Source organism: Burkholderia crassaminum (assembly GCF_964265005.1).
Lineage (GTDB): Bacteria > Pseudomonadota > Gammaproteobacteria > Burkholderiales > Burkholderiaceae > Burkholderia.
Genome location: NZ_OZ183800.1, coordinates 1,561,125 through 1,586,374, shown reverse-complemented (window position 1 = coordinate 1,586,374; position 25,250 = coordinate 1,561,125). Strand labels below are relative to the sequence as shown.

The window sequence follows — 25,250 nt, the reverse complement described above, 5'->3', positions numbered from 1 at the left end:
GCCCCCCTTAAGCGACGATCGCCGGATGCGCCTGCACGGGCCCGCCGAGCAGTTCGCGGTACGACGGCGGCTGCTTGCCGTCGAGATCGGCGATGCCGTACTGCAATGCGGCTTCCGCACCGACGAGCACCTGCCCCGACAGCGCCATGCGCTGCGGATCGCCATGGATCGCGTGAATCACGCGGCCCGTGAATTCGGGGCTTTCCGCAACGAGCGAGAATTCCTTGTACAGATCCGGGTGTTCGTCCCACACGCGCGTCGTGCGCTCGGTGCGCAGCGGGCCCATCCAGATCGACACGGCGGCGACGTCGAACGGCTTCAGGTCGACAGCCATGTCCTTCGCGAACTTGTCAACACCGGATTTCTGCGCGCCGTAGGCCGCGCCGTGCATGTAACAGCTCGCGCCGAACGACGACGTGAACGCGATCAGCCCGCTGCGACGCTTCGCCATCAGCGCCGCCGCGTGCCAGCTCGCGACATACGCCGAGCGCAGCCCGACATCGAGGATGTTGACGAGGTCGAGCGACTTCTCCCAGAACGGGCCCGGCAGGATCAGTTGATCGTGCAGGTAGGTCGCGTTGTTGACGAGAATGTCGAGCCGGCCGCTTTCGCGTTCGACGCGCTCGAACAGCGCCTTCACCTGCGCGTCGTCCGCGTGGTCGCACGCCACCGCGATCCCGCGGCCGCCGAGCGCGTCGATCTCGCGTGCGGTCTCGTGGATCGTGCCGGGCAGCGGCGCATCGCCTTCGTTCTGCGAGCGGCCCGTCACGTAGACGGTCATGCCGGCCGCGCCGAGCGCGCGCGCGATGCCCTTGCCCGCGCCGCGCGATGCGCCAGTCACGACGGCGACCGGCGCCTCGTGGTTCTGTGTCATGTTCGATGTCTCCTGTGGAATGTGCGCCACGTGCGTGGCGCTGGCGTGCGTCAGGCGGCCGGCGGCTGCGCACCGGCGAACAGCACGCCCGGCGCATCGCCTTCGTAACGGGCCGACAGCGTCGACGTGACGACGCAGCGCGTGCCCGCGATCTTCCATTCGCCGTCGACCTTCCGGTATTCGTCGTCGTAGTACGCGCCGAGCTGCGTGAGCGTTCGCGCGTTCGTGTCGATCATCTGGTAGTGCAGGCCCCACGTGCCGCGCGCATGCGTGTCGTCGAGCACGTCGATCTCGGGATTCACGCCGTGGTGCATCTCGACGATGTGCGGATGGCAGCCGAGTTGCGCGAATACGTCGACGAGCGCGTCGCGCGTGTCGAACGTGCCGATCCGGCCATAGTCGATGTGCACGTGGCCAGGCGCGAAGCAGTCGCGCATCCCTTGCGGATCCTTGCGGTCGCAGCACGTGAAGTAGCGCGCCTTCAGGCGGCGGATCGCGTCGGCGTCCTCGAGCCGGCGCACACGCGCCTCCAGCGATTCGATGAGGGTCATCCTGTCTCCTTGTTCGGTGCCGGCGCGGTTCGAAGGCCGCGTCGATGCCACGTTACCGCTGCGCGACGCATCGGCCATCACCCGTTCGGATTAAACCGGTGGTTCATGCATGAGGGTTTCGTCCGAACAGACGATGTGATGCAGGCGGCTTCGTTCCTACCATCGAACGACACCACCACGAGACCCGGCGATGGACGACACGACCCGCACGCTCCATGAATATGAGCAGATCCGACAGTTGAAGTACCGGTATTTCCGCGCGGTCGATACGCACGACTGGGCACTGCTCGCGGATTGCCTGACCGAAGACTGCGAGGCGCGGTTGTATGGCGGCCGCTATGCGTACGACGGCCGCGACGCGTTCGTGTCGAGCCTGCGCGAGCTGATCGGCAAGCCGACCTTCCTGACGATGCATCACGGCCATCACCCGGAACTCACGCTGGTGTCCGCCGATCACGCGTGCGGCGTGTGGTTTCTCGAGGACCATGCGATCAATCTCGAGGACAACTACCTGCTGCACGGCACTGCGTTCTACGACGACCAGTACGTGAAGCGCGACGGCGTGTGGCGCATTCACGCGACGCGCCACGAGCGGCTGTTCGAAACCGTCACGTCGCCGATCCCGCCGTCGTTCACGCTGACCGCGAACCGGTTCGCGCCGGACGCACACCAGGCAGCCGGATCGACTGAAACCGCTTCCTGAACCCCGGCGGCACCGCCGCCGATCCCGTCATTCCCCCTGGAGCCGGAGCAATGGAGAAAGTCATTTACGTATTGTGGCGCGACGCAAAAGCTGCGCCCGATCAGTGGAGCCGCACGGTGCGCGCGCAACTCGCCGACAAGCTGCTGTCGCTCGGTGCGCACGGCGTGCAGGTGAACGTTGCCGATGCGGATGTCGCGCCGGCCGCCGGCCTGAAGCAGACCAACACGCACCCAGGCATCGACGGGATCGTCGCAGTGTGGGTCGATAGCGCAAACGCGATGTTCCGCCAGCCGTTCGACGACGCGGTGCGCGCGGTCGTCCCGCACATGGCCGCGTATCTCGTCACCGAGTCGCAGCCGATTCCGAATACGCGCTTTCCGGCGCAGCCGGGCGAGCGCACCACGGGCTTCTCGCAACTCGCGTTCCTGAAGCGGCCGCCGCGCCTCACGCACGAGGCATGGCTCGACGTATGGCACGGGCATCACACGCGCGTCGCGATCGATACGCAGGACAACTTCCTGTACGTGCAGAACGTCGTCGTGCGCGCGCTCACGCATGCGGCGCCCGGTTATGACGCGATCGTCGAGGAATGCTTTCCCGCCGCGGCGATGACCGATCCGCATGCGTTTTTCGATGCGGTTGGCGATGATGAAAAATTCCAGCGCAACGTGGCCGAGATGATGGACAGCTGCGGACGCTTCATCGACTTCGACAAGATCGATGTGGTACCGACGAGTCAGTATGTGGTGAAGGCGGTGCGGGGGTAGGTTCGGGGGATCGCGTGGTGCGATCGCTTTTATCCGGAATGGCTGCTGAGCCGGTGGAGCGCAGATGCGCTTCGCCGGCTTGTTTGTTGCCGATTCGCGGATTTCCGTGGAGAGCATTGCTCAACCTGGAGCGGTCCTTGCGGGGCGCAAGGATATGTCATTCGGTATTGCTGCGCAGGCGTTCCCTGCCCCCGTCGACTCACTCGAACTTGCCGAAATCCACGTCTTCCTTGACGAACTTCCCCGTCGACAGGAGTGCGCTTTCGATGTCCGCGACGATGGACGAATTGTCGATCGTCGCCGTCACGAACAATCCCCAGATATCGTCGTCAATTTCATAGTGACCCCGAGCATAAGTCCAATAGCTGAAGTAGCGATCCTGGGACAAGGCGATCACGGGTTCATCAAGGCCATCCGGGTGCGGAACCCGGACAGCGTGGAGCGCATCCTGCAGGATCGCGGCGATGCTCGGGAAATCGACCGCGCGATGGTCATCAAGTATCTCGACCAGCCGATCACTGCCCTGAAATACCGGTCGAACACTGAATCGAATCAGGTTTGCCATGGCTCGTTTTCTGTTGTCGTGGTCCGGAATCGAATGACTGCCTGCCGCCGGTTACGAAGGCGGACACGCCGAGGGAGCATTGGTCGCGTCAATGTCAGCATACTTGCTGACGCTCAACGGCCGTTCACGACGACGCGTGATGTGTCAGCCGCGTGCGACCATTATCTTGTTTTCGTGCTGGATCCCGCCAAGCTCAAAGTACGTTATTCCTTCCTGCGTCATTCCCCGGGAATGGTAGAAAGAGATCGCCTTCGCATTTTGCGAGTTGACGCAGAGCCAGAATGAACGGTTTCCGGTTCTTTCCTCTGCAATGCCGCTCGCATGAGTCAGCAGTGCCGATCCGATTCCACGACCGGAAAAAGACGCCTGGACGTAGAGCGTTTCAATCTCGACGGGAACGTCTGCAAGCTGCGCGCCCAGGCGGATGACGATATATCCGGCAAGATTTCCGTCTGCCTCGGCAACCAGCAGAACGGTGTCAGGATCGTTCACCAGAGTCAGGATGCGTTCAGTCGTAAAGGTCGTCAGCACATACTGCGCAATGACCTCGGACACCCCCGCCGCTGCATAGGTATGCACCCACACGTGCGCGCCGAGCACGGCAATACGCGCGGCGTCTTCCTGCCTCGCGGTTCTGATCGACAACATTGCGTTCATCTCGTTCCTTGTGCGGAAAATTACCGAGCGCCGGGCCGGCGCCGATTTTCCGATTGGCCGTTCCTTATGGCAAAAGTCTTCATGTTCGATTTTCAACCTTTAACGGCGGTATCGGCTATACCGCGCCGGCCGGACAGGCGGATTCTTCATTGGCCGGTTTCAAGCTGACGAGCGGTAGCAGGCGTCGCGCGCGCTGTCGTTGCGGCCGTGCCGGACGGATGCTTATATCAAATCGAGCGTACGCGTGGATACCCGAGAATCTACACTGACAGCCCAGCTTCCACGATATGGATCATGCATGGAATCGCCCGCCCCCTTCAGTGGTTCAAAGATCGCACTCTTCAAGGACCGGGAAATCCTCGTCTATCGACGTGACGACAAACCCGACATACCGTTTCCGGGCCTGTGGGACCTGCCCGGCGGAGGCCGGGAAGGCAACGAGACGCCCGAAGCGTGCGTATTGCGTGAACTCCATGAGGAATTCGGACTGACGATACCGAGCAGCCGGATAGGTTGGTCCCGGGTCTATCCGTCGAACCGACCGGACCGCCTGCCACACTGGTTCTTCGCCAGTTGGCTGAGCGATGCGGAAATCGCCGTGATCCGTTTCGGCAACGAAGGCCAGGAATGGACACTGATGGATGTCGATGCGTATCTTCGACTCACCGACGCGATCACGCATTTGCAGGCGCGCGTGACGGATTATCTGAGTCGTTGACGGCGCACGATTTGCGGCGATTTGCGTTTGTCCGTCGAATGTCGCCTGCGGGTCAACTCCTGCTCGATGCGTTCGGCCGAAGCGGGTCGAAGCGACCATGCCCGTTTCCCGCAGCAAACGCTCGACGTCATCTGCCGATCTCCCGCCCCGTTACAGGCCGCCCGCATGGACGAACCGGACTCGACTACGACTAGCGCCGCCCCGCTGTCGCTGCGTACACGAACGCCGAAATTGCCTCCACCACACCGTCCGCCAGCGGCAGATCCGGGTTCGAATAAGCAGCGAGGTTTTCCTGCCGCGCCGGCGTGCGAACTGTCTTGAGCGCGTGATTGGCGTCGGCGATCAGCGCCATTTCGGCGCGCGGATTGGCCTGCTTCAGCAGTTCCGCGTCCCGTACGGCAACCTGGATATCCCGCGATCCCTGCACGATGAGCACGGGCTTCATGTAACCGGCCAGGAGCGCTGCCGGATCCAGGGTCAACTCGCTCATCAGGAAGCGCTGGACTTGCGGCCTGAACAACTGCATGAGTGCCGGGTCGATCCTGGCTGCATCTACACGCTCCCCGGCTTCCAGGGAATCGAGGATCGACATTGCATTGGCCAGGATCGGGGCATTTGCCGGGTTCGACTGCAGTTGTTGCCTCAATACGGGCCCTAGCGGGCGTCCCGCCGTCGATACCAGGATCAGGCCGTCGATGTCGGCCATTTGCCGTGCAGCCGACAACGCTACCAGTCCGCCCTCGCTATGCCCCAACAGCCATACCCGGGAAGCCCGCGTCCGCGCGCGGATAGCGGCGACCCACGAATGGACGTCGGCCGCGTACTCGTCGATCGTGACGTCATCGGCATCCGGTATCGCCGACGCACTGCCGTACATGCCGCGCTTGTCGATGCGAACCGACGCGATACCCGCATCGTGCAGCCCTTCCGCGAGCAATCGGTAGGTCGACGCCTGAAGCCAGTTGGGCGCGTTGCCATTCCTGTCGGTCGGGCCCGAGCCCGGCACGATCAACACCACCGGGGCATCGCCGGAAGCCGGAGACAACAGCGTGCCTTTCAACGGGCCGGCCGGGCCCGGCGCTTCGATTTCCGTCTGCATGGTTTGTAAGCACCTCTCGAATGAAGAACGAAAGCCATTGCGATGCTTGTGAACGTTGCTGTCGCCATCGGCCTCGGCAGTGCGTGAAACCCTCGACGTTATCGAGGGATGGCAACGACGTCCCGGCACCACGGCGATCTGCTGTCAGCGATGGAAGCGGCTCGTTCTAGCCGCTACACCTGGTCGACGCCTGCGCGATGGGGTTGGACGAGGCCGCCCCTGCCTTCCCGTCAGTCACCCGTGAATCGGCGCGGCTGATTCTACTGTCAGCGATGGAAGCGGCTCGTTCTAGCCGCTGCACCTGGTCGACGCCTGTCCGATGGGGTTGGCCGAGGCCGCGCCCTTCCTTCCCATCAGTCACCCGTGAATCGGCGCGGCTGATACGTCTTTCCGTTCCAGGTAAAGCGCGCGGATTTGCCCGACCCGGCCTTTCCCTTGGGGCGCACAAGGAGATCGTAGTGCCCGTTGGTCATGTGAGGACTGAACGACAGCACGTAATGGACCTCCGTCGTGTTTTCCGCATCGCAGGCATCCTGCCGTGCGTCCCCCGGATCTTTGCCTTTTCCTACCTTCTCCGCTACGCACTCCGCAGCCCCGTCCTTGTCATAGGTCGACCAATCGGTAGTTGCGGTGAAGATGGGCATCACGCGTGCATCGGCATAGCGATACAGGCTCAGTATCCCGGTCGAGTCGCTATGTGCAGTCGACGTGTAGTTATTGTTGAAGCGAACGCCAAAGGCGGTTTCCTGCGCGCTGACTCGGTAGGGAATGACGTCCATCGTCAGGAACACATTCCATAACATCGGTGACGTATCGACACGCTCGCTCCGATCACTCGCGAGCAGGTGGAACCCTTGCCCGTCGCGGGTCAGGACACCAGTCCACAACTCCGCGTCGACGTTATCGGTCGGGCGCTGGACCAAGGCGGCCACGACCCACAGCGGCCCTGAAGCCGATGGACCATGCGCCCATGGTGAAAGCGCGACACCCTTGACACTGTCTGCCGGGGCCGGAGCCGTGCCCATCAGCGTACGCAACGCAGCTTGCTGCTGATCGTTGTCGGTCACGTCGCTCGCGGCAAACGTGCAGTGTGCGACCAACGCCAGGACGAGCGCCAACACCGTTTGCACGTAAAAGTTGAGTTTCCTGCTTTTTCGGGCGCCTGAAGATCGTCGCCCAAAGGATGAACCTTCTCCGCGCTTTTCCTGCGTACCGATCAACATTGCCTGTGTTCTCCTCGTAGATCCTCTTTCCAGCCAGTTGCAAGCAAACCTCGTCGCGTCAACGTCTCTGCGCCTGATTCGATGGGCTTTGACCACTCGAGCACATGACGGATACGTCGAACCGCATCTCGGGGAACTGCGTGGGGCTACGCCGCACATCAACCAGCCTTGACGTGCAGCATTCCCCGCTTTCCGAAGCTACCCCGATCCAGGCTGACGCCAAGCCGCCGCAGCGATTCAGCTCATGGCGCCTTGGCCAAAGCCAGAATGGCCATCACCGCGTCGTCCTCGATTCCCTTGATATCCGACGGGAACCGGTTTCTTTGCGGTATCAACACGATGAGCCCCTCGATCTGTGCCGTAACCAGTGCGGCTCGCCTGGCGAGCGCCGCTTGTGACAGCGCCGGGTTCACGGCTTCGATGAATCCGGCGATCACGTTCCGTTGAAACCCGTATCCCTCTTCGAGCATTTTCCGCGCGAACTCCTGAGTCTGGGCCAGTGCCCAGAAGTTCACGAACAGGCTTTGCGTCTGAGGCTGCTTGCCGTCTTCAAGCAACATCCTGACCACTTTCTCCAGGCGGCCCTCGGGTGTCAGCGACGTGTCCGCGCGGACACTGTCGTATGTGTTGGCGTAGGCCTCCCTTGTCGCGGAAAGGATGGCCTCGAAGATGTCTTCGCGCGTGGGAAAGTAATGCTGCAGGTTCGACAGCGCCAGGCCCGCCTTTGCCGCGACCTTCCGCATGGTCAGCCCACCGTAGCCTTCGACGACGAAGATCTCGATCGCACTGGCCATGATTTTGTTCACCGTGTTCTTGCCGCGTTCGGTCAAGACGCGTTCGTTATCGAGAGCCGCCTTCTTCAAGAATTCCTCCTGCTGCCCGACGAGCGAATGCCCGGGCGATGGTGCCGACGACGCGTCAGCGCCGTTCATGCCCGGTCGAATACCGACCGCGCCGTGCCCGCCCGATACACGGCGAGCGGGGATATAGGTTGGTTGACCGGATTGTGCAAAGCATCGATACCTGACATTGGGTCGTGCCGGTCGACTCGAATCTGCCGTCGGCTTCCAGGCACCGGCTCCACCGTGGGCGCCGAAGTGCCGAACCTGACGGCGACATTCTACTCAGGTTTGGGAATCCGGGGAGACGAGACGGCGTCCATCGGCGGGCGTACACAGGACCTGTCCGGTGCCGGTCTGCAAGAGAAATCCTTGTTCATCTTCCACTTGCTTGAGCACCCCGCTGCAACACTTCCGCCGTGGCGACAAGCGCGCGCCTCATCTCTTTCACGAGACTGACGATCCACGACGCCGGCTGCTTGGCGGCTGAGCTCGATGGCCGCAACCGGGTTCCGCAGTCGACGTTGCGCGTTCATTGCCAAAGTTGCACAAATAGGTCACGTGACATATTATCGTCGATACGCACCGGCGACGGCATACGCGGGCGATTGCCCGGCGTGACTCGAGTCGAGCTCCAGCGGGTCGCTTTCCCCTCTGGAAGTCGCACGGAAGTTGACGAGTGCGGGACTGGCGGCATTTCCGGCGATTGAGTACGCAACCCATTGTTCCGACCGTTGACGTCTTCCAGACCTTGATTATTAGGATTACTTCGTGCTTGTTCGAATCGATCGACATGCCGGCAGGGCCGGGAACCGCTTTTTCCTGCCACACACTGGCCATACACGAGCGGAAAATTTTGATGCCGACTAATGCCTTTATCGATGGATTTCATCACGAGATCCAGAACCGCGCCTTCGCGTTGCGTGCCATTGGAAGACTTGCGGGGCGCCTCGACGGTGATCCCCGTCAGCGACTTTGGGCAGCCTATCTGAAACTGGAAGTGTTCAATGCGCAGATTTACCACGCTGCGGCAACTCGTTGGGGAGTGGATGCTTCGCCCAGGTTGACGACGCGGGTAAAGGCATGGGTCGTGAGTTCGGTCCCGAGGTGCCTGCTGAAACCTTTCCTGAAGTACGTGTGCGCGCAGACTATCGTCTACTGCGAAACGTTGCGGCGGCTTCGGGACATCGGCCCCTCCGATGCGCGCGCCTTTCTCGATTACATGGTCGATCAGGAGGCGTTCCAGATCGACATGATGAAGCGCTCATTGAACGGAGACGATGCCGTGCTGGCAAGCCGCATCGACGCGTTCATTCACCAGCACGAGATAATCGCTTCGGATACCGAAATCAATAACCAGCACCAGCGGGCGTAAGCCCTTGTAACCCGGGAAACCCGCCGCTGCCCCCTCGCAGTCATTCATCGAGCGGCGGCCGGATCTCCCCACCTGCGAGCATCGCCATGGCACTCGATCAAACACCCCTGCTTCAGGCCAGGTCGTTCTGGCAGCAAGCCTACGGAGACTATTCGCCCAATCCCTCGCTGACCGGGGATCTCAAGGTCGACGTCGCCATCATCGGGGGCGGCTTCACCGGGCTGAACACGGCGTTTCAATTCAAGAAGGACAATCCCAACGCTCGAGTCGTCGTGCTGGAGGCCGCCATCGTGGGATTCGGTGCCAGCGGCCGCAATGCCGGGTTCAGCACGAAGATGTTCGGCCTCGAGCCGGAAATGGTCCTGCTGCGCTGGGGCAAGCAAAAGACGATCGAGGCCCATCACTACCTGAAGCTCGCCGTGGCGCACACCCGGCACCTGATCGACGAACATGGTTTTCAGTCCGACTACTGCCATGGCGGCCTGGTTCGCGCGAGCTATACGAAGCAGCAATTGGGCCGAATGCAGAAGACGTTTGAATTGTTCCAGCAGCTGGGCATCGACGCGGACATGGTGTGGCGCAGCGCGCACCAGTTCCAGCAGGACTTCCATTCGGAACGTTTCGCCGGTGGCATCTACGAGTCGGACACCGGGTATCTGAACCCCTGCAAGCAGGTCCGGTCGCTGAAGGCCCTGGCGATGTCGAGCGGGGTCTCGATCTACGAGCTGACACCCGTCACGAATCTGGAACGAACGCCGTTGTCGGTACGCATCGCGACGCCGCACGGCCGGATCGAGGCAGACAGGATCGTCGTTGCGACGAATGCCTATTCTCGCCAGGTTCCCGGCTCGCCGAAGCTGAAAGCGCGTCAATATCCGCTCTGGACGTATCAGGTCGTCACCGAACCCCTGAGCGATGCGCAATGGGACAGCATCGGCTGGAAGGCGCGACAGTCGTTCGGGGACAATCGGCAGATGCTGCACTATTTCCGGCCGACGGCCGATGGCCGCATTCTCATGGGAGGCGGGGACGCGATCAGCTACACGACGGACGCCATGGAAGAGGTTCCCGCCCCCGCGGCCTGGCGGCATTGCGAGGAACACCTGAAATGGATCTACCCGCAGCTGCGGGACACGCGCATCGACTATCGATGGGGCGGCCCGGTTTCGGTGACGATGGACATGGTTCCAGAGATCGGTTTCATCGACGACGAACGCATCATCTACTCGGGCGGATGTTTCGGTCATGGCGTCGCCCTGACGCACCTCAACGGCCGGACGATCGCGGATCTGCTGAGCGGGAAGCAAACGACCTTGACCGACTTCTGGATCGTGAACCGGAAATCGATGTCGATGAAGAGCGACACCCTGTCGTTCCTGTTCGGCAGGGTGGCCCGTCAAGCGCTGAAGACCTGGGACCGGTGGGAAGAACGAGGGTTGACGAAGTAACGGCGGAGGGTTGCGCGTTCCCGTCGTAGCCGGCGCCGGGTTCACGTCGCGCTTCCCGCCCGCGCTAAAGGCTCCGTCGTCGGGCCGCGCACCGGCTATTCTCCCCGGCGCTCCGCACCATTGCGTAACGCAACTGTTTCTCGATCCCCCTTTCCACTCGCAGCGCCCTCCACTCCCCGGCTTCTCGCCCCTTTGCCACATACGTGACAAAACGTCTATAATTAGACAATTCATCGACCGGCACGCTGAAGCATGCGAACCCGAGCGCGCCTCGATTCCCCGGCCCCACCTGCCCGGAGCGACATGAGCGCCATGAGCGACTACCCCGTTTTCGACACGCTTTGCGATCTGCTGAACACGTCCGGCGCGCGGTTCCGCGTGCTGGCGCATCCGGCCGAAGGCAAATCCGACGCGATCGCCGCGCTGCGCGGCACACGCCCCGAACAGGGCGCGAAGGCGATGCTGTGCACGTTCAAGGATGGCGGCAACGCCACCGCGCTCGCGGTGATTCCCGGCCACCTGAAGATCGATTTCCGCAAAGTCGCCGACGCGGTCGGCCGCCGCAAGGCCACACTCGCATCGCCCGACCTCGCGGCCACCGTCACCCGCTGCGTGATGGGCGCCGTGCCGCCGTTCGTGTTCGACGCCAGCGTGACGCTCGTGGTCGATCCCGCCCTGGTCGAACGCAACACCGAGATCGCTTTCAACGCGGGCCGCCTCGACCGCTCCGTCGTGCTCGACGCGGCCGACTACGTGCGGATCGCGCAGCCGCTGCTCGCCGACATCACGCGGCCGCACGCGGCGGACGGCGAGTAACACGCCGGTTGCCTCTTTCCCGAAGCCGTCGCATCGATCCGAAACCTGAACGCGAAACCACCATGACCACCACCCGGAACAAGGCGCTGTCCGAGCAGGCCTCGCTGATCGAACAAGTGCAGCGCATTGCCGAAGGGCTCGGCGCGATGTTCGCGCCGTTCACCGAGGTCGTGGTCCACGACCTGCGCACGCCGAAGCACGCGATCCTCGCGATCCACAACAACCTGTCGGGGCGCGCAGTCGGCGATCCCGCGACCGAGCTCGGCCTCGCCCGCATCGCGGACGACGATTTCCCGCAAGTGCTCGCGAACTACCCGAACCGTTTCGCCGACGGCCGTACCGCGAAGAGCACGTCGATCGGCATCAAGGATTCGACCGGCCGCTACGTGGCCGCGCTGTGCCTGAACGCCGACGTCACGTTGTTCCGCGGCTTCCAGGGCATGCTGAACCAGTTCTGCAGCACGGACGGCGAAGCCGTCGCGGAAACGCTCGACCCGGCCGGCGCGGACGCGATCCGGCAGCGCATCGACGCATTCGCGATGCGCCTCGCGACGACGCCGCGCGAGCTGAAGACCGACCAGCGCCGTGAGCTGATGCAGACGCTGAAGGCCGACGGCTTTCTCGAAGTGCGCCGCGCGATGGAAATCGTGTCGCAGCATCTCGGCGTCTCGCGCGCGACCGTCTACAACGATGCGAAATGATTCCGGATTCCGGCGCGCCGTGCGCGCTGCTTCCCTGTTGACTGACCTTTCCGACCCCGAGCGATCATGAACTCTCCGACTCTCCCCACGTACGACGACGTTGCCGCCGCCGCGGCCCGGCTCGAAGGCCATGCGCACCGCACACCGGTGATGACGTCGCGGACGATCGACGAAGCGCTCGGCGCGCAGGTGTTCTTCAAGTGCGAGAACCTGCAGCGCATGGGTGCATTCAAGTTCCGCGGCGCGTTCAACGCGCTGTCGCGCTTCGACGCGGAGCAGCGCCGCCACGGCGTCGTCGCGTTCTCGTCCGGCAATCATGCGCAGGCGATCGCGCTGTCGGCGCGCATGCTCGGCATTCCCGCGACGATCGTGATGCCGCAGGATGCGCCGGCCGCGAAAATGGCCGCGACGCGCGGCTACGGCGGCAAGGTCGTGACCTACGACCGCTACACCGAGGATCGCGAGCAGATCGGGCGCGATCTCGCAGCGCAGCACGGGCTCACGCTGATCCCGCCCTACGACCACCCGGACGTGATCGCCGGCCAGGGCACGGCGGCCAAGGAACTGTTCGACGAAGTCGGCCCGCTCGACGCGGTATTCACGCCGCTCGGTGGCGGCGGGTTGCTGTCGGGCACCGCGCTCGCCACGCGCGCGCTGTCGCCGCACGCGACGCTGTACGGCGTCGAGCCGGAAGCCGGCAACGACGGCCAGCAATCGTTCCGTTCCGGCGCGATCGTGCATATCGACACGCCGCGCACGATCGCCGACGGCGCGCAGACGCAGCACCTCGGCAACCTGACGTTCCCGATCATCCGCAGCGACGTCGACGACATCCTCACCGCGACGGACGCGGAACTGGTCGACTGCATGCGTTTCTTCGCGACGCGTATGAAGATTGTGGTCGAGCCGACCGGCTGTCTGTCGCTCGCCGCCGTGCGACGGATGAAGGATGCGCTGCAGGGCAAGCGCGTGGGCGTGGTGATCAGCGGCGGCAACGTCGATCTCGAGAACTTCTGCGCACTGGTGTCGGCGCCGGAATGAACGCCGCGGCGCGCGTGAACTTTCCGTCATCCGCGCCGCCTTCACGCCTTCACGCCTTCACGCCTTCACGCCTTCACGCCTACACACCTTCACGCCGCGTTAAGTTTCGCGCCCTAGACTGATTAGGTTGTCCCGCAGTCAGTCGCACAGCCAGTCGTGAAGGAGCCACCATGAAAACGCACGCGATCGCCGCCGCCGCCCTGGCGGCTGCATCCCTTTCGGCGTTCGCTCAACCGGGCGTGACGTCATCCGGTTTTCCCGCCGCGTCGCCGCACGACGCGATCGCGCAAGCGGTGCACCGCTCGCCCGCCGCGTTGCCGCACGCCGGCTTCGTGCTCGCGAAGATCGATCAGAACAATACGCCACCCGATCGCGGCGGCGACCCGAGCGGCCGCACGCACTCCGGCACGCACATGTGACGGCGTGCCGCCGGGCGCTGCTGCCGCGCCCGGCCCTCAGAATGCCGGCAACGACGGATCGCGTGCAGCGAGAATGTCGTCGGTGCGCCGCTGCAGCGCGCCGTCGATCGTCTCCGGTTGCGGAATCAGCCAGTAGCGCCCGGCATGGATGCCGTCGAACACCCGCTCGGCGAATGCGTCGGGCGTGAGCCCGTGCGCGTTCAGCATCGAGCGCATCGTGTCGACGAAACCGCGCACCTCGGGCCGGTCGTGCGCCGCGCCGAACGGGTCGTTGAAGATGCCCGAGTGCACGGGGCCCGGCGCAAGCAACGACACGCCGACCGGCGCGCCGAGCATCTTCAGTTCTCCGTACAGCGATTCGGTCAGCGCGACCACCGCGAATTTCGTCGCCGAATAAGGCGACATCAGCGGGCTCGGCAGGAACCCGCCGACCGACGCGGTATTCACGATGCGCGCCGGCACGTTGCGTTCGAGCATCCGCGGCACGAAGCTGCGAATCCCGTTCAGCACGCCGTGCACGTTGATCGCGAAGCTGCGCTCGAAGCGTTCCGGCGTGATTTCCCAGCTGAAGCCGGTCGCCATCACACCCGCGTTGTTGAACAGCAGGTCGACGCCGCCGAAGCGCTGCCAGGCGGCTTCCGCCAGTGCGTCGACGGCTTCCGGCCGGCTGACGTCGGTCGGCACGCACAGGACTTCGGTGTCGAGCGTCGCGGCGAATGCGTCGAGCTTCGCCGGGTCGAGATCGGCCAGCACGACGCGCATGCCGAGCCCGGCAGCATGGCGTGCGAGCCCGCTGCCGATGCCGCTGGCTGCGCCGGTGATCACGGCGGTGCCGCCGTCGAAGCGAATCGAATTCGTCATATCAATCAAAGTCCTGTCGGGTCGATGTGGGGATGCGCATACGCGGGAATCACCGGCGGCGGCAGCACCGTGCGGCCGTCGAGCGAACGCACCGCGAGCTGCTGCGCGAGCGGGAAATGCAGGCTGTGCGTGACGAGGCCCGTGCGTTCGCGTGCCGGCAGGCTGCACAGCGCGAGCGCGGTTTCGGCGAGATACGCGACATCCTCGGTCGGATAGCCTTCGGGGATGTAGCGCGCGGCGCCCGGCGTGCGGATCGCCGTGCTCGGCGCGACGAGATTCACTGCGATGCCGTCGGCTTCGAGCTCGGCCGCGAGCCCTTGCGTGAAGCGCGACAATGCCGCCTTCACCGCCGCATAGACGGTCGCGCCGCCCGCACGCGAGAAATCGTCGAACGGCCGCAGCGGCGGCAGCGCCGTCACCGAACCGACGTTCACGATCCAGCCCGCGCCGCGCGCACGCATCAGCGGGATCGCGGCCTGCGCCAGCGCGAACGGAATCCGCAGATAGTGCTCGATCGTCGTGTCGAACATCGTCATCGGCATCGCGTCGACGCACGCATAGTCGGCCACGCCCGCGTTGTTGACGAGGATGTCGAGGCCGCCGGCCGCCTGCGCCGCGCGCCCGACGAGCGCATCGCGCTCGGCCGCGTTCGACAGGTCGGCCGCGAGCGCGATCGCGCGGCCGCCGGCCTGCTCGATCAGCGCGACCGTTTCGGCGAGCGTGCCGGCAGTCGCGGCCGATTGCGTGAGGCTGCGTGCCGTCACGACGACGGTCGCGCCTTCGGATGCCAGGCGCTGCGCAATCGCACGGCCAATGCCGCGGCTTGCGCCCGTTACGAGCGCGCACTTGCCGGCGAGCACGCCGGTTCGGGTATCGGTCATCGTTGTCTCCTGTGATGGGCGTGCGGGCGGCTCAGTCGGCGATATCCGCAACATGAAGCACCAGCTTCGTTTTCGCCTCGCCCGTTTGAACGAGATCGAGTGCGCGGGCCGCCTGTTCGAGCGGAAAACGGTCGAAACGCGGTACGCGCAAGGCGCGCCGCTCGAGTTGCGCCGCGATCCGGCCGAGCGTGCCGCCGCTCGGCATCCGGCTGTAGGTCATCGCGGTGCGCAGGCCGCGCCGGGCGGCTTCGGCGGCCGTCGCGGCCAGCCGCTGCGCATCGCCGGGCGCGAGCGTCATGATGTTCACCAGCGTGCCGCCCGGTGCCAGCAGGTCGAGCGCGTCGGGCAGCGTGTCGCCGCCGACCGCGTCGAGCACGAGGTCGACCCCGCCGGGCGCCCACGCGTGCAGCGCCGCGGCGATGTCCTGCGCGCGATAGTCGATGCTTGCAGCCGCGCCCAGCGATTCGACCGTCGCGCGGTTGCGCGCCGAACACGTCGCCGCGACGCGCGCGCCGGCCTGCACCGCGAGCTGGATCGCGAACGTGCCGACCGCGCCCGCGCCGCCGTGCACCAGCACGGTCTGGCCGGCCCGCAGCCCGCCGTCGTCGAACAGGCCGGCCCACGCGGCGAGCGCAGGCGTCGGCACGGTGGCGGCTTCCGCCAGGCTCACCGCATCGGGCACGCGCACGACCGAGTCGTGGCGCACCGCCACGTATTCCGCATACGCACCCCAGCGCCCCGCGCCGACGTCGGTCTGCGCGAACACGCGCATGCCGGGCGCGAAACCGTCGACGCCGTCGCCGACGGCTTCGACCACGCCCGCCGCATCGAAGCCGATCACGAACGGAAACGTGTATTGCATGAATGCGCCAAGGTAGCCTTCGCGGCATTTCCAGTCGGCGGGATTGATGCCCGCAAAGGCAACGCGGATCAGCACGTCGCCGGGGCCCGGCGTCGGTGCCGGCACGTCGGCCATCCGTAAAGCGTCGGAATGACCGGCGCGGTCGATCAACAGGGCTCGCATCTTCGTGTCTCCAGGGGGGTTGTCAGCTTGATGGGCGCGACGCGTCACGCCGCCGTATCGGCCAGCAGGCTCGACGCGAGCGGACAGAACGCATGCGAGATCGCATCGACCGTCCAGTCGGGGCTTTCGGCATCGAACCGGCGATCGACCCAGCCCCAGTGATACGGATGCATCAGGTATTCGCCGAGCAGATCGCCGACGTGCGCGAATTCCTGCTGCCACACGTGCGTCCATGCGCCGGGCGTCGCGATCCGGCTCAGGCGCCAGTTGCGGATGCCGGGCATGAACGCGGGCATGCGCAGCAGTTCGCGTTCGAGCGCGGCGACCTGCGCTGCGCCGGCCTGCGGCCGCACGCGCAGCATCAGCGTGCGCCACACGCCGTCGCGCAGTGTCGGTTCGCGCAGGCCGCCGCCGATCGCGCGGCACACGGCGCCGTCGATGCGCGCGATGCCCGGCAGTTGCGCGAGCGCGGCGAAATCCGCCGCGCCGTCGGCCGCCGGATCGTCGCGCAGCACGTCGAGCGTGTAGTCGCCCGCCCCCCAGCTGCCGTCCAGATTGCGCGCCAGCGCCACGCGTTTCGCACCGGCCAGCGCGTGCGCGGCCTCGTGCAACGCGCGTTCGATTCCACCTGCGTCGCGATCCGCCGATACGAACACCTGCGCCGTGTCATGCCGCATGATCGACCTCCGTCAGCGCGGGCAACGGCGCATCGGCGTCCGTCATCACATGGCGGCGGCGCACGTCGCACAGCGCGTCGACAGCCATCCAGAAACCGACCACGTCGGCATCCGTCAGCGCACGCATCCGGTAGTAGGCCGGCGCATCCGCCACGTGCCAGGTCAGCCACAGCGTGCTCGGCTGCCCCGGCACCGCGACGGGCGGCGACACCCAGCGGCCTGCCGCCCTCAGCCCGCGCGCCGCGTGGCCCGGCAGGTAACGGTCGCGCAGCAGCGCAAGCACGTCGGGAATGCGCTCGGGCGCGAGCGTGATTTCGTCTACGATCTGGATCATTCGCGTGTCGTCCGTGGTCGTTCGTGACAGGGATGCGCGGCCGGCCTACGCCGTTCCGGCGAGGCCGCGGGCGGCCGGTGTGGGTAGCATTGTTGTGCGGCGACGGTCCGCAGACCCCTACCGGCCCGCTCACCTGCCCCTGTCGCAACGATCAGATCGGGAAACTCATGAAACAGCGCGCCATGCCGGCCCGCGGCCGCATCCTGCCGGGTCTCGGCGCGCGCCTGCTGAGCGAACTCACGCGCAGCGGCGCGCCGCCGGCCGACCGCGATGCGCCGCCACCTCTACCCGCGACGACGCCGGGCGATTTCGTCGCGCTGTACCGCGACGCGATCGAGCGGCTCGAGGCGCAGGTCGCGCGCGGCGACGGCCACCCGCCGATGCGCAAGCGCGAAGTCGACCTGATGTGCCGCTGCCTGCTGAGCTGTGCGACGCTCGCCGACGCGATCCGCTGTGCGGCCGAGTTCTGCGAAATGCTCCAGCCGCGCGCCGGGCACCTGACGCTCGCGGTGCGCGACGGGCGCGCGCTGTTCCGGATGGATTCGCTGCGGCGTGCGCGCAGCCCGGCCGCGTGCCTCGTCGACCTGACGGGGCTGTTCTGCTACCTGCAGCTGTTCGGCTGGCTGATCGGGCAGCCGTTGCGGCCGGCCGACGTGTGGCTCGGCCATCCACGCCGCGACGACGCGATGCCGCTGCTCGGGCTGTTCAATGCGCCGGTCGAAGTCGGCCGCAAGACCTACGGCTTCGCATTCGATGCAACGCAGCTCGCGTGCCGCGTGATCCGGCAGCCGGCCGAGCTCGACGCGTTTCTCGTCGATTTTCCGTTTCGCCTGATCGATGCGGCACCGGCCGTGGTGTCGTGGACGCAGCAGGTGCGCGGTTTCCTCGATGCGGCGCTTGCGCACGAACAGACGTTGCCGGCGCTCGCCGAGCTGGCCGCGTGGCTCGGTGTCAGCGAGGCGACGTTGCGGCGGCGGCTGGCGGCCGAGCACACCGGTTATCACGTGCTGCGGGAGCAGTGTCTCGCCGAAGCCGCGCAACGCTGCCTGTGCGAGACGGACTGGCCGGTCGCGCGGATTGCCACGCATCTCGGGTTCGGCGGCGAGGAGGCGTTTCGCCGCGCGTTCGTGCGGTGGACGGGTGTCGCGCCGAGCCGGTTCAGGCGCGATCGCAAAGTTGCAAACCACCCCGTTTCGTCAGATATGAAATGCAGCACCGATGCATGAAAGAAAGGATTTAGAAAGTTTTCACCCGGTAATGACGTTTTTTCGCATCCCTGCGCGACCGGACAATTGACGCGCCGAAGCGCACGCCATTACCCTTGCGCGCTGATGGTTCCCGGAGACGGGATCAAAAGGGAACGCAGGAGAGGCCGTGCCTCGAATCTGCGGCTGCCCCCGCAACTGTGAGCGGCGAATCCGTGCCACTGCATGCCACTGGGAAACCGGGAAGGCCGGCACGAATGACGACCCGCGAGCCAGGAGACCTGCCATCGACCCGAGGTCCAAGCAGCCGCACCGGGCGGGGTGTCCCGGAGCGCCAAGCACCGCCGTTGGCGGTCGCCCGTTGCATGGACGGCCCGACCTCAGGATCCGCCCGATGTCCACTGTTACCGCATCCGCTTCCGCACCGGAAGCGTCGCGCCGGCACGCCGCCGGCCTGCACGGCCCGCCCGCTCGCGCGTGCCGTTCCCTATCGATGGCGTCCGCCGGCATGCGCCGCGCCGACGCCCGCGACAACGGCCTGCACGGCCCGCTCGCGCGATAACCCGATCACCGATAACAAGACCGGTGCTGCCCGCCGCCCGCTCACGATCGACGCATGCGCAGCCCGATGACAACGACAGCCTCATGAAGATTCGACACCTCCTTGCCACGTCCGCCGCGACCGCGCTCCTCTCGCCCCTCGCCCACGCCGCCGGCGACACCGCGATTTCGCAACCGGCCCCGTCCGCCGAAGGCGCCGACCTGCCGACGATCAACGTGACCGACACGCGGCGGCTGCCCGAGTCGTTCGACCAGCGCTACGCGACGACCCAGGTGCTCACGCGCACCGATCTCGACCGGCTGTCGCCGAGCGAGCCGAGCATCACGCAGGCGCTTGCGACGCTGCCCGGCGTGACCGTCTCGCAGAACGGTGGCCCCGGTTCGTCCGCGTCGGTCAGCATCCGGGGCTCATCGGCCAGCCAGGTCGCGGTGTTCATCGACGGCATCCGGATCGGCTCGCCGACCACCGGCATCGCGCCGTGGGCCGACCTGCCGACCGAAGCGTTCGAACGTGTGGAAGTGATTTCGGGGCCGGCCGCCGCGTCGTTCGGCGCCAATGCGATGGGCGGCGTCGTGCAGCTCTTCACGCGCCGCGCCGCCAACCAGCCGAACCAGACGACCGTGTCGTTCGGCGGCGGGTCGAACAAGACGTTCGACACGCAGCTCCGCACGTCGGGCACGGTGCCGTCGACCGGGCCGCTCGCCGCGCTCGGCGGGCTCACCTACTCGCTCGGCCTGCACTCGTACAACACGGACGGCATCGACTCGACGCGTCCCGTGCTGCCGTACCATGAGGCCGGCCGCAACCCGTACCACGCGCAGGATCTCGATGCGCGCCTCGGCTACGCGCGCGACAACTGGTCGATCTCGACGTTCGCGCTGTATCACCGTTCCGATCTGTCCTACGACAACAGCGGCTATGCGAACCGCCAGCTCGATCATCAACTGACGACCGGCATCGCGTTCCACCTCGACATCACGCCCGACACACAGTTCGACCAGTCGTTCGGTTATGCGAACGATCGCCAGTTCCTCTATGCGAGCGATCCGACCATCCCGACCGACCAGATCAATTCGCAGCGCATCAGCACGTCGACGTCGTTGACGCATCAGGAGCGCGGGTTCCATCTGTTCGGGCTGCCGCTGTCGGGCGAGACCAAGCTCGCGTACGACTTCACGCGTGAGCAGGCATTCCTGCCGGTCGATATTCCCGGTGGCGTACCGACGCGCAACGATTCCGCGTTCTCGCTGCATCAGTCGGCGACGCTCGGCAGCGTGACGATGTTCCTCGCGGGGCGCCATGAAATCATCGCCGGGCAGTCGGTGAATACGGGTAACGCGGCGCTGTCCTGGGCGATCACGCCGGTCTACACGGCACGCGTTTCGTACGGCAATGCGTTCCGGCTGCCTACCTTCAACGACCTGTACTACCCCGGCTACGGCAACCCGAATCTCAACCCCGAACGCAACACGTCGGTCGAGGCCGCGGTCGATGCGAACACGTCGTACGGAACGTTTACGGCCGCGATCTACGATACGCGGGTCACGAACCTGATCGCGTACAACCCGGCGACCTTCTCGCCGATGAACATCGGTCGCGCGCATATTCGCGGCATCGACCTGTCGTACAAGGGGACGATCGGCCGCTCGACGCCGGTGAGCCTCGCGATCGGGATCCTGAATCCGCAGGACGAGACCAACGATTCCTGGCTCAACCGCCGGCCGCGCCAGACGGTCAGCCTCAACATCGATCACACGTGGGATGAGCTGCACCTGCATGCGTTGAGCACGGGGGCGTCGCTGCTTTATGGCGGCACGACGTTCGATGATCCGGCCAACTCGACCTATCTGCCTTCGTACCTGACGGTGGGGCTGCGTGCTTCGTACCGGATCAATTCGCATCTGACCGTGTCGGCTACGGTGTCGAATCTGTTCGATCGGCAATACATGACCGCGTATGGGTACAACACGCTTGGGCGGACGGCGTTCGGGAAGGTGAGTTATACGTTCTGACGGGTGGATGGAGAGGCCTTGGCGCGTCGGGCCGCGAGGTCTCTCGTTGAGAAGCAGTGTTCGATGCGTCCGTCGCCGGGTATTGGAAACGGGGATTCCGCCACAAACCGGTCGACGGGCCGGGACTACGAATCGGCCGGTCTTCTGGTCGCACCACGGACATTGATGTCCGTATCAACACTGTTAGACTGCGGACGCCTTCCCCGCACATGGACTCAACCATTCAGGACAGTGACATGACCGAATGCGCCCTGACATTTACCAGTCAGATCGAATGGGAAAGCTGGCTAGGGCAAAACGGCAGCACTTCGACCGGCGCATGGCTGCGTCTGGCGAGAAAAGGCACCGAGGAGCGAACCGTCACCTACGAACAGGCGTTGGAAAGCGCCCTCTGCTACGGCTGGATCGATGGTCAAAAGCGGGCTGAGAACGAGCAATACTGGTTACAACGCTTCACGCCACGCTCCGCAAGAAGCATCTGGTCCAAACTCAACACCGACAGGGCCGAAGCGCTGATCGCCGCAGGCAGAATGCGCCCGCGCGGCATGGGCGAAATCGAAAAGGCCAGGCAGGACGGCCGCTGGAAGGCGGCTTATACGTCGGCCGCCAATTCGATCGTGCCGGACGACCTACAGGCAGCTTTGGACGCAAATCCGGGAGCCAGGAAGTTTTTCGCGACACTGAACAGCCGGAACCGCTATGCCATCCTGTTTCGGGTACAGAACGCAAAAAAACCGGAAACAAGGGCGCGTAAAATCGGGGAATTCATCGACATGCTGAACCGTGGCGAAACCTTCCATCCATAGATTTTTCGCTGACGGAGATTTTCCCAAACTGGGTTAATTGCCCGTCATGGCCGCTTCGGCTCGGCATCGGTCAAACGCGAGACACGTCCGAAGGGCTCTTGCTGGCCGATGCGAATCAATCGAAGTGCGCGTCAAACAAGACCAATCGTGACAACCGTTCTCCGGCAGATTTCGAACCTTCGCCGAACGCAACCACGCCATCCGCCCCGACCCACCGCGTGTCGTCCATCGACCGTACGGCTGTGACCTCTCCACGCCCATACCCGTTCCCGGGATTATGATGACCCGATCGGCAGCCACGAGGCTGCCCGCCAACGCTTCCCCGATGCCTTTACCGTAACGCAATGCGCATTCCCGAGCGCAGCGACTGGGGTGAACCATGGATCAAGCCGGAGACTTCATCGTGCGCACCATGTCGGCCGACGAGGTGGCCATGTCGGTCGAATGGGCGGCTGCAGAAGGCTGGAACCCCGGCCTGCATGATCCGTCCTGTTTCAGGGAAGCAGACCCCGCCGGGTTCTTCATCGGCGTCTGGCGCGGCGAGCCGGTCGCGTGCCTCTCCGCTGTCGCCTACGACGAACACTTTGGCTTCATCGGCCTCTACATCGTGAAACCCGGGTTTCGCGGCAAAGGCTTCGGCATCCGAATCTGGCAGCACGGCATGCGTTACCTCGGAGACCGCAACATCGGGCTCGATGGTGTCCTGGCCCAGCAGGCGAACTACCGGAAGTCCGGATTCGCGCTCGCGTACCGCAACATCCGCTATCAGGGGCGCGTGGACGGCATCGGTTGCGCGCACGTGGTGGCAGCCGCCGACGTGCCGTTCGAGCAGTTGCTTGCCTACGACCGCCAGTGCTTTCCCACGGCGCGCGAGCGTTTCGTCTCCGCCTGGATCGCGCAGCCGGATGCCGTCGCGCTCGCGACGCTCGACGGCGGCCGTGTCGCCGGATACGGTGTCGTGCGCCGCTGCAAGGCGGGCTGCAAGATCGGCCCGCTGTTCGCCGACGATGCAGGCGTTGCCACCGGGCTGTTTCGCGCGCTGGCGGCGCGCATGCCCGGCGAGGTCATCGTGCTCGACGTGCCGGAAACGAACCCCGCGGCCGTCGCGCTGGCGGAACGGCACGGCATGACGAGCGTCTTCGAAACCGCACGGATGTACACGAAAGACGCGCCGGCGATTGCAATCGATCGCGTGTTCGGGGTGACGTCGTTCGAGCTGGGGTGATCGTCACGGGCCGGGCAGATGCAGATCTGCCGCGACAGCCAGGTCGGCATGGCAGACAGCTCGAGCATGTTTCTCTCCGCTTCCTGGTGCGCAACACTCAGCCATGGCAACTGTTCCCGATCACATGAAGGCATGGCGCTTCGAAGCACCGGAACACGTCACCCCAATGACGCATCGGCAGCACCGGCACGCACGGGGAATTGACACCACCCCAAAACCTAATACAATTAGTTTTTTGACTAATCTGAGTAGCATACGTCATGCCACGCGCGGGCCTCACCCTGGACAAACTCGTCGAAGCCGGCGCACAGCTCGCCGATGAAACCGGCTTCGAGCACCTGACCGGCGCCGCGCTCGCACGTCACTTCGACGTCAAGCTTGCCAGCCTGTACTCCCACGTCCCGAGTTTCGACGACCTCAAGAGCCGGATCGCCCTATTCGCGCTGAATGAACTCGCCGATCGCGCGACCGAAGCATTGGCCGGCCGCACCGCCAAGGACGCGCTCACCGCACTCGCCAACGTCTATCGCGACTACGCACGCGAACACCCCGGCCGTTTTGCGGCCGCGCGCCACCCGGTGAGCGCCGAGCGCGCCGCCGAAAGCGCCGGCGGCCGGCTCGTCCGGATGACCTCGGCCGTGCTGCGCAGCTACGACATGCCGGAAGCCGAACAGGCGCATGCGATCCGCCTGCTCGGCGGCTTCTTCATGGGCTACGTCACGCTCGAACGCGCGGGCGGTTTCTCGCACAGCGCACCGGCCTCCGATGCGTCGTGGTCGCGCAGCCTCGATGCGCTGGACGTGATGCTGCGCCACTGGCCTTCTGCCGCATGACTCGCCCAACGTCCAACGGAACCGAATCGATGAAAGACCAACCCGACGGCGTCGTCCTGCCGAGCCGTGTCGTCCCCTTCCCGGCGTCGATCAGTGAAGAAGCGCGAACCGCGTTGCGACGACTGGTCGGCAGCGACGGCATGCCGCTGAACGCGCGGCACGTGATGCCGGCCCCGGACGATTTCGACGCATGGATGCGCGTGAAGGCGGCCGCGGACGCGCACTACGCGGCGGCCATCGAGCAGCTCGGCGGCTATCTGCGTTCGAGCGTGGAGACGATCCGGGCCGGCGCCGCGGACGTGCACGTCGCCACGCCCGAAGCATCGGCTTCCGACGAATGCGCATACATCGACCTGCATGGCGGCGCACTGGTGCTCGGCGGCGGCGCCGCATGCCGCGCCGGCGCGCAGATGCAGGCCGACCGGCTCGGCATTCGCTGCTACGGCGTCGACTATCGCCTGCCGCCCGAGCATCCGTATCCGGCCGCGCTCGACGATTGCATCGCGGCATATGCGTACGTGCTGGAGCGCTACGCACCGGAAAACGTCGTCATCGGCGGCCGCTCGGCGGGCGGCAACCTCGCCGCCGCGATGGTGCTGCGCGCCCGCGACGAAGGGTTGCCGCTGCCGGCCGCGCTGGTGCTGCTGTCGCCGGAAGTCGACCTGACCGAATCCGGCGACAGCTTCGAAACCAATCGCCTCGTCGATGTCGTGTTGCCGACGTCGCTGATGCCGAACAACCTGCTCTACGCGAACGGCGCCGATCTCGCGCATCCGTACCTGTCGCCGCTGTTCGGCGATTTCGCGGCCGGTTTCCCGCCGACCTTCATCCAGAGCGGCACGCGCGACCTGTTCCTGTCGAACGCGGTCCGCCTGCATCGCGCATTGCGGCGCGCGCAGGTGCCGACCGAGCTTCACCTGTTCGAAGGGATGCCGCATGGCGGGTTCATGGGCGCGCCCGAAGACATGGAACTGGGCCAGGAAATCGCGCGCTTCGTGCGTGCGCATTTGCGGGCATTGAATTGAATCCGTCGA

Annotated in this window: 28 protein-coding genes and 1 riboswitch; of the genes, 16 read left to right on the top strand and 12 right to left on the bottom strand. The window is 65.2% G+C overall.

Annotated features, from left to right (window positions below; genetic code table 11):
• Window positions 1–7: 7 nt before the first annotated feature.
• On the bottom strand, window positions 8–874 hold the full coding sequence (locus tag ACPTTF_RS24210; protein WP_423368528.1) for an SDR family NAD(P)-dependent oxidoreductase: 867 nt from the start codon (window positions 872–874) through the stop codon (window positions 8–10).
• Between the two features lie 50 nt (window positions 875–924).
• Entirely contained in the window at window positions 925–1,425 is a 501-nt protein-coding gene (locus ACPTTF_RS24205) for a nuclear transport factor 2 family protein (RefSeq protein WP_166952362.1), read from the bottom strand.
• 190 nt (window positions 1,426–1,615) lie between these two features.
• Here ACPTTF_RS24205 and ACPTTF_RS24200 point away from each other — a divergent pair, with 190 nt between their 5' ends.
• Both ACPTTF_RS24200 and ACPTTF_RS24195 read left to right on the top strand, forming a co-directional pair.
• On the top strand, window positions 1,616–2,128 hold the full coding sequence (locus tag ACPTTF_RS24200; RefSeq protein ID WP_423368527.1) for a nuclear transport factor 2 family protein: 513 nt from the start codon (window positions 1,616–1,618) through the stop codon (window positions 2,126–2,128).
• Between the two features lie 50 nt (window positions 2,129–2,178).
• On the top strand, window positions 2,179–2,895 hold the full coding sequence (locus ACPTTF_RS24195) for an EthD domain-containing protein (protein WP_423368526.1): 717 nt from the start codon (window positions 2,179–2,181) through the stop codon (window positions 2,893–2,895).
• Window positions 2,896–3,094: 199 nt separating this feature from the next.
• Here ACPTTF_RS24195 and ACPTTF_RS24190 read toward each other — a convergent pair whose 3' ends face one another.
• Both ACPTTF_RS24190 and ACPTTF_RS24185 read right to left on the bottom strand, forming a co-directional pair.
• Entirely contained in the window at window positions 3,095–3,460 is a 366-nt protein-coding gene (locus ACPTTF_RS24190) for a hypothetical protein (protein ID WP_423368525.1), read from the bottom strand.
• Between the two features lie 144 nt (window positions 3,461–3,604).
• Window positions 3,605–4,108 carry a GNAT family N-acetyltransferase gene (locus ACPTTF_RS24185; RefSeq protein ID WP_423368524.1) on the bottom strand — a complete coding sequence of 168 codons (504 nt, stop codon included), beginning with the start codon at window positions 4,106–4,108 and terminating at the stop codon, window positions 3,605–3,607.
• A gap of 307 nt (window positions 4,109–4,415) precedes the next feature.
• Here ACPTTF_RS24185 and ACPTTF_RS24180 point away from each other — a divergent pair, with 307 nt between their 5' ends.
• Window positions 4,416–4,835, top strand: coding sequence for an NUDIX hydrolase (locus ACPTTF_RS24180; RefSeq protein WP_423368523.1), 420 nt, complete (start codon window positions 4,416–4,418; stop codon window positions 4,833–4,835).
• Between the two features lie 190 nt (window positions 4,836–5,025).
• On the opposite strand, the gene ACPTTF_RS24175 is transcribed toward ACPTTF_RS24180, so the two are convergent.
• The 3 genes from ACPTTF_RS24175 to ACPTTF_RS24165 form a co-directional block, all read right to left on the bottom strand.
• Window positions 5,026–5,934 (bottom strand): alpha/beta hydrolase, encoded by a 909-nt coding sequence (locus ACPTTF_RS24175; protein WP_423368522.1) that lies wholly within the window; start codon window positions 5,932–5,934, stop codon window positions 5,026–5,028.
• 353 nt (window positions 5,935–6,287) lie between these two features.
• The gene (locus ACPTTF_RS24170) at window positions 6,288–7,157 is read right to left on the bottom strand and encodes a hypothetical protein (protein WP_423368521.1); all 870 of its coding nucleotides are present in this window, start codon (window positions 7,155–7,157) and stop codon (window positions 6,288–6,290) included.
• 242 nt (window positions 7,158–7,399) lie between these two features.
• Window positions 7,400–8,089 (bottom strand): TetR/AcrR family transcriptional regulator, encoded by a 690-nt coding sequence (locus ACPTTF_RS24165; RefSeq protein ID WP_423368520.1) that lies wholly within the window; start codon window positions 8,087–8,089, stop codon window positions 7,400–7,402.
• Window positions 8,090–8,771: 682 nt separating this feature from the next.
• On the opposite strand from ACPTTF_RS24165, the gene ACPTTF_RS24160 reads away from it, so the two are divergent.
• The 6 genes from ACPTTF_RS24160 (at window position 8,772) to ACPTTF_RS24135 (ending at window position 13,796) form a co-directional block, all read left to right on the top strand.
• On the top strand, window positions 8,772–9,371 hold the full coding sequence (locus ACPTTF_RS24160; protein WP_423368519.1) for a hypothetical protein: 600 nt from the start codon (window positions 8,772–8,774) through the stop codon (window positions 9,369–9,371).
• A gap of 86 nt (window positions 9,372–9,457) precedes the next feature.
• Window positions 9,458–10,819, top strand: a complete 1,362-nt coding sequence (locus tag ACPTTF_RS24155) for an NAD(P)/FAD-dependent oxidoreductase (RefSeq protein WP_423368518.1) — start codon at window positions 9,458–9,460, stop codon at window positions 10,817–10,819.
• 312 nt (window positions 10,820–11,131) lie between these two features.
• Window positions 11,132–11,635 (top strand): YbaK/prolyl-tRNA synthetase associated domain-containing protein, encoded by a 504-nt coding sequence (locus ACPTTF_RS24150; protein ID WP_423369866.1) that lies wholly within the window; start codon window positions 11,132–11,134, stop codon window positions 11,633–11,635.
• A gap of 62 nt (window positions 11,636–11,697) precedes the next feature.
• A complete protein-coding gene (locus tag ACPTTF_RS24145) occupies window positions 11,698–12,336 on the top strand; it encodes a helix-turn-helix transcriptional regulator (protein ID WP_166952332.1) in 639 nt (212 codons plus the stop codon).
• Between the two features lie 66 nt (window positions 12,337–12,402).
• A complete protein-coding gene (locus ACPTTF_RS24140; protein ID WP_423368517.1) occupies window positions 12,403–13,377 on the top strand; it encodes a threo-3-hydroxy-L-aspartate ammonia-lyase in 975 nt (324 codons plus the stop codon).
• Between the two features lie 170 nt (window positions 13,378–13,547).
• A complete protein-coding gene (locus ACPTTF_RS24135) occupies window positions 13,548–13,796 on the top strand; it encodes a hypothetical protein (protein ID WP_423368516.1) in 249 nt (82 codons plus the stop codon).
• Between the two features lie 36 nt (window positions 13,797–13,832).
• Here ACPTTF_RS24135 and ACPTTF_RS24130 read toward each other — a convergent pair whose 3' ends face one another.
• The 5 genes from ACPTTF_RS24130 to ACPTTF_RS24110 are packed head-to-tail and all read right to left on the bottom strand — an operon-like array spanning window position 13,833 to window position 17,573.
• A complete protein-coding gene (locus tag ACPTTF_RS24130) occupies window positions 13,833–14,657 on the bottom strand; it encodes an SDR family NAD(P)-dependent oxidoreductase (protein WP_423368515.1) in 825 nt (274 codons plus the stop codon).
• Window positions 14,658–14,662: 5 nt separating this feature from the next.
• A complete protein-coding gene (locus tag ACPTTF_RS24125) occupies window positions 14,663–15,538 on the bottom strand; it encodes an SDR family NAD(P)-dependent oxidoreductase (protein WP_166952321.1) in 876 nt (291 codons plus the stop codon).
• A 31-nt stretch (window positions 15,539–15,569) separates the two neighbouring features.
• Complete coding sequence (locus ACPTTF_RS24120) at window positions 15,570–16,562, bottom strand: NADP-dependent oxidoreductase (RefSeq protein ID WP_423368514.1); 993 nt, start codon at window positions 16,560–16,562, stop codon at window positions 15,570–15,572.
• A gap of 44 nt (window positions 16,563–16,606) precedes the next feature.
• On the bottom strand, window positions 16,607–17,239 hold the full coding sequence (locus ACPTTF_RS24115; protein ID WP_423368513.1) for a Dabb family protein: 633 nt from the start codon (window positions 17,237–17,239) through the stop codon (window positions 16,607–16,609).
• Window positions 17,229–17,573, bottom strand: coding sequence for a hypothetical protein (locus ACPTTF_RS24110; RefSeq protein ID WP_423368512.1), 345 nt, complete (start codon window positions 17,571–17,573; stop codon window positions 17,229–17,231). The genes ACPTTF_RS24115 and ACPTTF_RS24110 overlap by 11 nt, the downstream gene beginning before the upstream one ends.
• A gap of 167 nt (window positions 17,574–17,740) precedes the next feature.
• Between ACPTTF_RS24110 and ACPTTF_RS24105 the strand changes: the two genes are divergently transcribed.
• The 7 genes from ACPTTF_RS24105 to ACPTTF_RS24075 all read left to right on the top strand — a co-directional run bounded on the left by ACPTTF_RS24105 (window position 17,741) and on the right by ACPTTF_RS24075 (window position 25,241).
• Window positions 17,741–18,799, top strand: coding sequence for a helix-turn-helix domain-containing protein (locus ACPTTF_RS24105; RefSeq protein ID WP_423368511.1), 1,059 nt, complete (start codon window positions 17,741–17,743; stop codon window positions 18,797–18,799).
• A gap of 89 nt (window positions 18,800–18,888) precedes the next feature.
• Window positions 18,889–19,081, top strand: a riboswitch (cobalamin riboswitch).
• A 91-nt stretch (window positions 19,082–19,172) separates the two neighbouring features.
• Window positions 19,173–19,340, top strand: coding sequence for a hypothetical protein (locus ACPTTF_RS24100; protein ID WP_423368510.1), 168 nt, complete (start codon window positions 19,173–19,175; stop codon window positions 19,338–19,340).
• A gap of 83 nt (window positions 19,341–19,423) precedes the next feature.
• Complete coding sequence (locus tag ACPTTF_RS24095; RefSeq protein ID WP_423368509.1) at window positions 19,424–21,352, top strand: TonB-dependent receptor domain-containing protein; 1,929 nt, start codon at window positions 19,424–19,426, stop codon at window positions 21,350–21,352.
• Window positions 21,353–21,588: 236 nt separating this feature from the next.
• Complete coding sequence (locus ACPTTF_RS24090; protein WP_423368508.1) at window positions 21,589–22,158, top strand: YdeI/OmpD-associated family protein; 570 nt, start codon at window positions 21,589–21,591, stop codon at window positions 22,156–22,158.
• Window positions 22,159–22,537: 379 nt separating this feature from the next.
• Window positions 22,538–23,383 (top strand): GNAT family N-acetyltransferase, encoded by an 846-nt coding sequence (locus tag ACPTTF_RS24085; protein WP_423368507.1) that lies wholly within the window; start codon window positions 22,538–22,540, stop codon window positions 23,381–23,383.
• A 260-nt stretch (window positions 23,384–23,643) separates the two neighbouring features.
• On the top strand, window positions 23,644–24,216 hold the full coding sequence (locus ACPTTF_RS24080) for a TetR/AcrR family transcriptional regulator (protein WP_423368506.1): 573 nt from the start codon (window positions 23,644–23,646) through the stop codon (window positions 24,214–24,216).
• A gap of 29 nt (window positions 24,217–24,245) precedes the next feature.
• The gene (locus ACPTTF_RS24075; protein ID WP_423368505.1) at window positions 24,246–25,241 is read left to right on the top strand and encodes an alpha/beta hydrolase; all 996 of its coding nucleotides are present in this window, start codon (window positions 24,246–24,248) and stop codon (window positions 25,239–25,241) included.
• Window positions 25,242–25,250 lie beyond the last annotated feature (9 nt).

Coding starts and splice junctions, on each gene's coding strand:
- ACPTTF_RS24165 (WP_423368520.1), bottom strand. CDS start 8,089: ATGAACGGCGCTGACGCGTCGTCGGCACCATCGCCCGGGCATTCGCTC.
- ACPTTF_RS24100 (WP_423368510.1), top strand. CDS start 19,173: ATGTCCACTGTTACCGCATCCGCTTCCGCACCGGAAGCGTCGCGCCGG.
- ACPTTF_RS24090 (WP_423368508.1), top strand. CDS start 21,589: ATGACCGAATGCGCCCTGACATTTACCAGTCAGATCGAATGGGAAAGC.
- ACPTTF_RS24105 (WP_423368511.1), top strand. CDS start 17,741: ATGAAACAGCGCGCCATGCCGGCCCGCGGCCGCATCCTGCCGGGTCTC.
- ACPTTF_RS24190 (WP_423368525.1), bottom strand. CDS start 3,460: ATGGCAAACCTGATTCGATTCAGTGTTCGACCGGTATTTCAGGGCAGT.
- ACPTTF_RS24195 (WP_423368526.1), top strand. CDS start 2,179: ATGGAGAAAGTCATTTACGTATTGTGGCGCGACGCAAAAGCTGCGCCC.
- ACPTTF_RS24110 (WP_423368512.1), bottom strand. CDS start 17,573: ATGATCCAGATCGTAGACGAAATCACGCTCGCGCCCGAGCGCATTCCC.
- ACPTTF_RS24145 (WP_166952332.1), top strand. CDS start 11,698: ATGACCACCACCCGGAACAAGGCGCTGTCCGAGCAGGCCTCGCTGATC.
- ACPTTF_RS24185 (WP_423368524.1), bottom strand. CDS start 4,108: ATGTTGTCGATCAGAACCGCGAGGCAGGAAGACGCCGCGCGTATTGCC.
- ACPTTF_RS24175 (WP_423368522.1), bottom strand. CDS start 5,934: ATGCAGACGGAAATCGAAGCGCCGGGCCCGGCCGGCCCGTTGAAAGGC.
- ACPTTF_RS24170 (WP_423368521.1), bottom strand. CDS start 7,157: ATGTTGATCGGTACGCAGGAAAAGCGCGGAGAAGGTTCATCCTTTGGG.
- ACPTTF_RS24210 (WP_423368528.1), bottom strand. CDS start 874: ATGACACAGAACCACGAGGCGCCGGTCGCCGTCGTGACTGGCGCATCG.
- ACPTTF_RS24150 (WP_423369866.1), top strand. CDS start 11,132: ATGAGCGACTACCCCGTTTTCGACACGCTTTGCGATCTGCTGAACACG.
- ACPTTF_RS24205 (WP_166952362.1), bottom strand. CDS start 1,425: ATGACCCTCATCGAATCGCTGGAGGCGCGTGTGCGCCGGCTCGAGGAC.
- ACPTTF_RS24155 (WP_423368518.1), top strand. CDS start 9,458: ATGGCACTCGATCAAACACCCCTGCTTCAGGCCAGGTCGTTCTGGCAG.
- ACPTTF_RS24095 (WP_423368509.1), top strand. CDS start 19,424: ATGAAGATTCGACACCTCCTTGCCACGTCCGCCGCGACCGCGCTCCTC.
- ACPTTF_RS24180 (WP_423368523.1), top strand. CDS start 4,416: ATGGAATCGCCCGCCCCCTTCAGTGGTTCAAAGATCGCACTCTTCAAG.
- ACPTTF_RS24120 (WP_423368514.1), bottom strand. CDS start 16,562: ATGCGAGCCCTGTTGATCGACCGCGCCGGTCATTCCGACGCTTTACGG.
- ACPTTF_RS24075 (WP_423368505.1), top strand. CDS start 24,246: ATGAAAGACCAACCCGACGGCGTCGTCCTGCCGAGCCGTGTCGTCCCC.
- ACPTTF_RS24130 (WP_423368515.1), bottom strand. CDS start 14,657: ATGACGAATTCGATTCGCTTCGACGGCGGCACCGCCGTGATCACCGGC.
- ACPTTF_RS24085 (WP_423368507.1), top strand. CDS start 22,538: ATGGATCAAGCCGGAGACTTCATCGTGCGCACCATGTCGGCCGACGAG.
- ACPTTF_RS24115 (WP_423368513.1), bottom strand. CDS start 17,239: ATGCGGCATGACACGGCGCAGGTGTTCGTATCGGCGGATCGCGACGCA.
- ACPTTF_RS24200 (WP_423368527.1), top strand. CDS start 1,616: ATGGACGACACGACCCGCACGCTCCATGAATATGAGCAGATCCGACAG.
- ACPTTF_RS24080 (WP_423368506.1), top strand. CDS start 23,644: ATGCCACGCGCGGGCCTCACCCTGGACAAACTCGTCGAAGCCGGCGCA.
- ACPTTF_RS24125 (WP_166952321.1), bottom strand. CDS start 15,538: ATGACCGATACCCGAACCGGCGTGCTCGCCGGCAAGTGCGCGCTCGTA.
- ACPTTF_RS24140 (WP_423368517.1), top strand. CDS start 12,403: ATGAACTCTCCGACTCTCCCCACGTACGACGACGTTGCCGCCGCCGCG.
- ACPTTF_RS24135 (WP_423368516.1), top strand. CDS start 13,548: ATGAAAACGCACGCGATCGCCGCCGCCGCCCTGGCGGCTGCATCCCTT.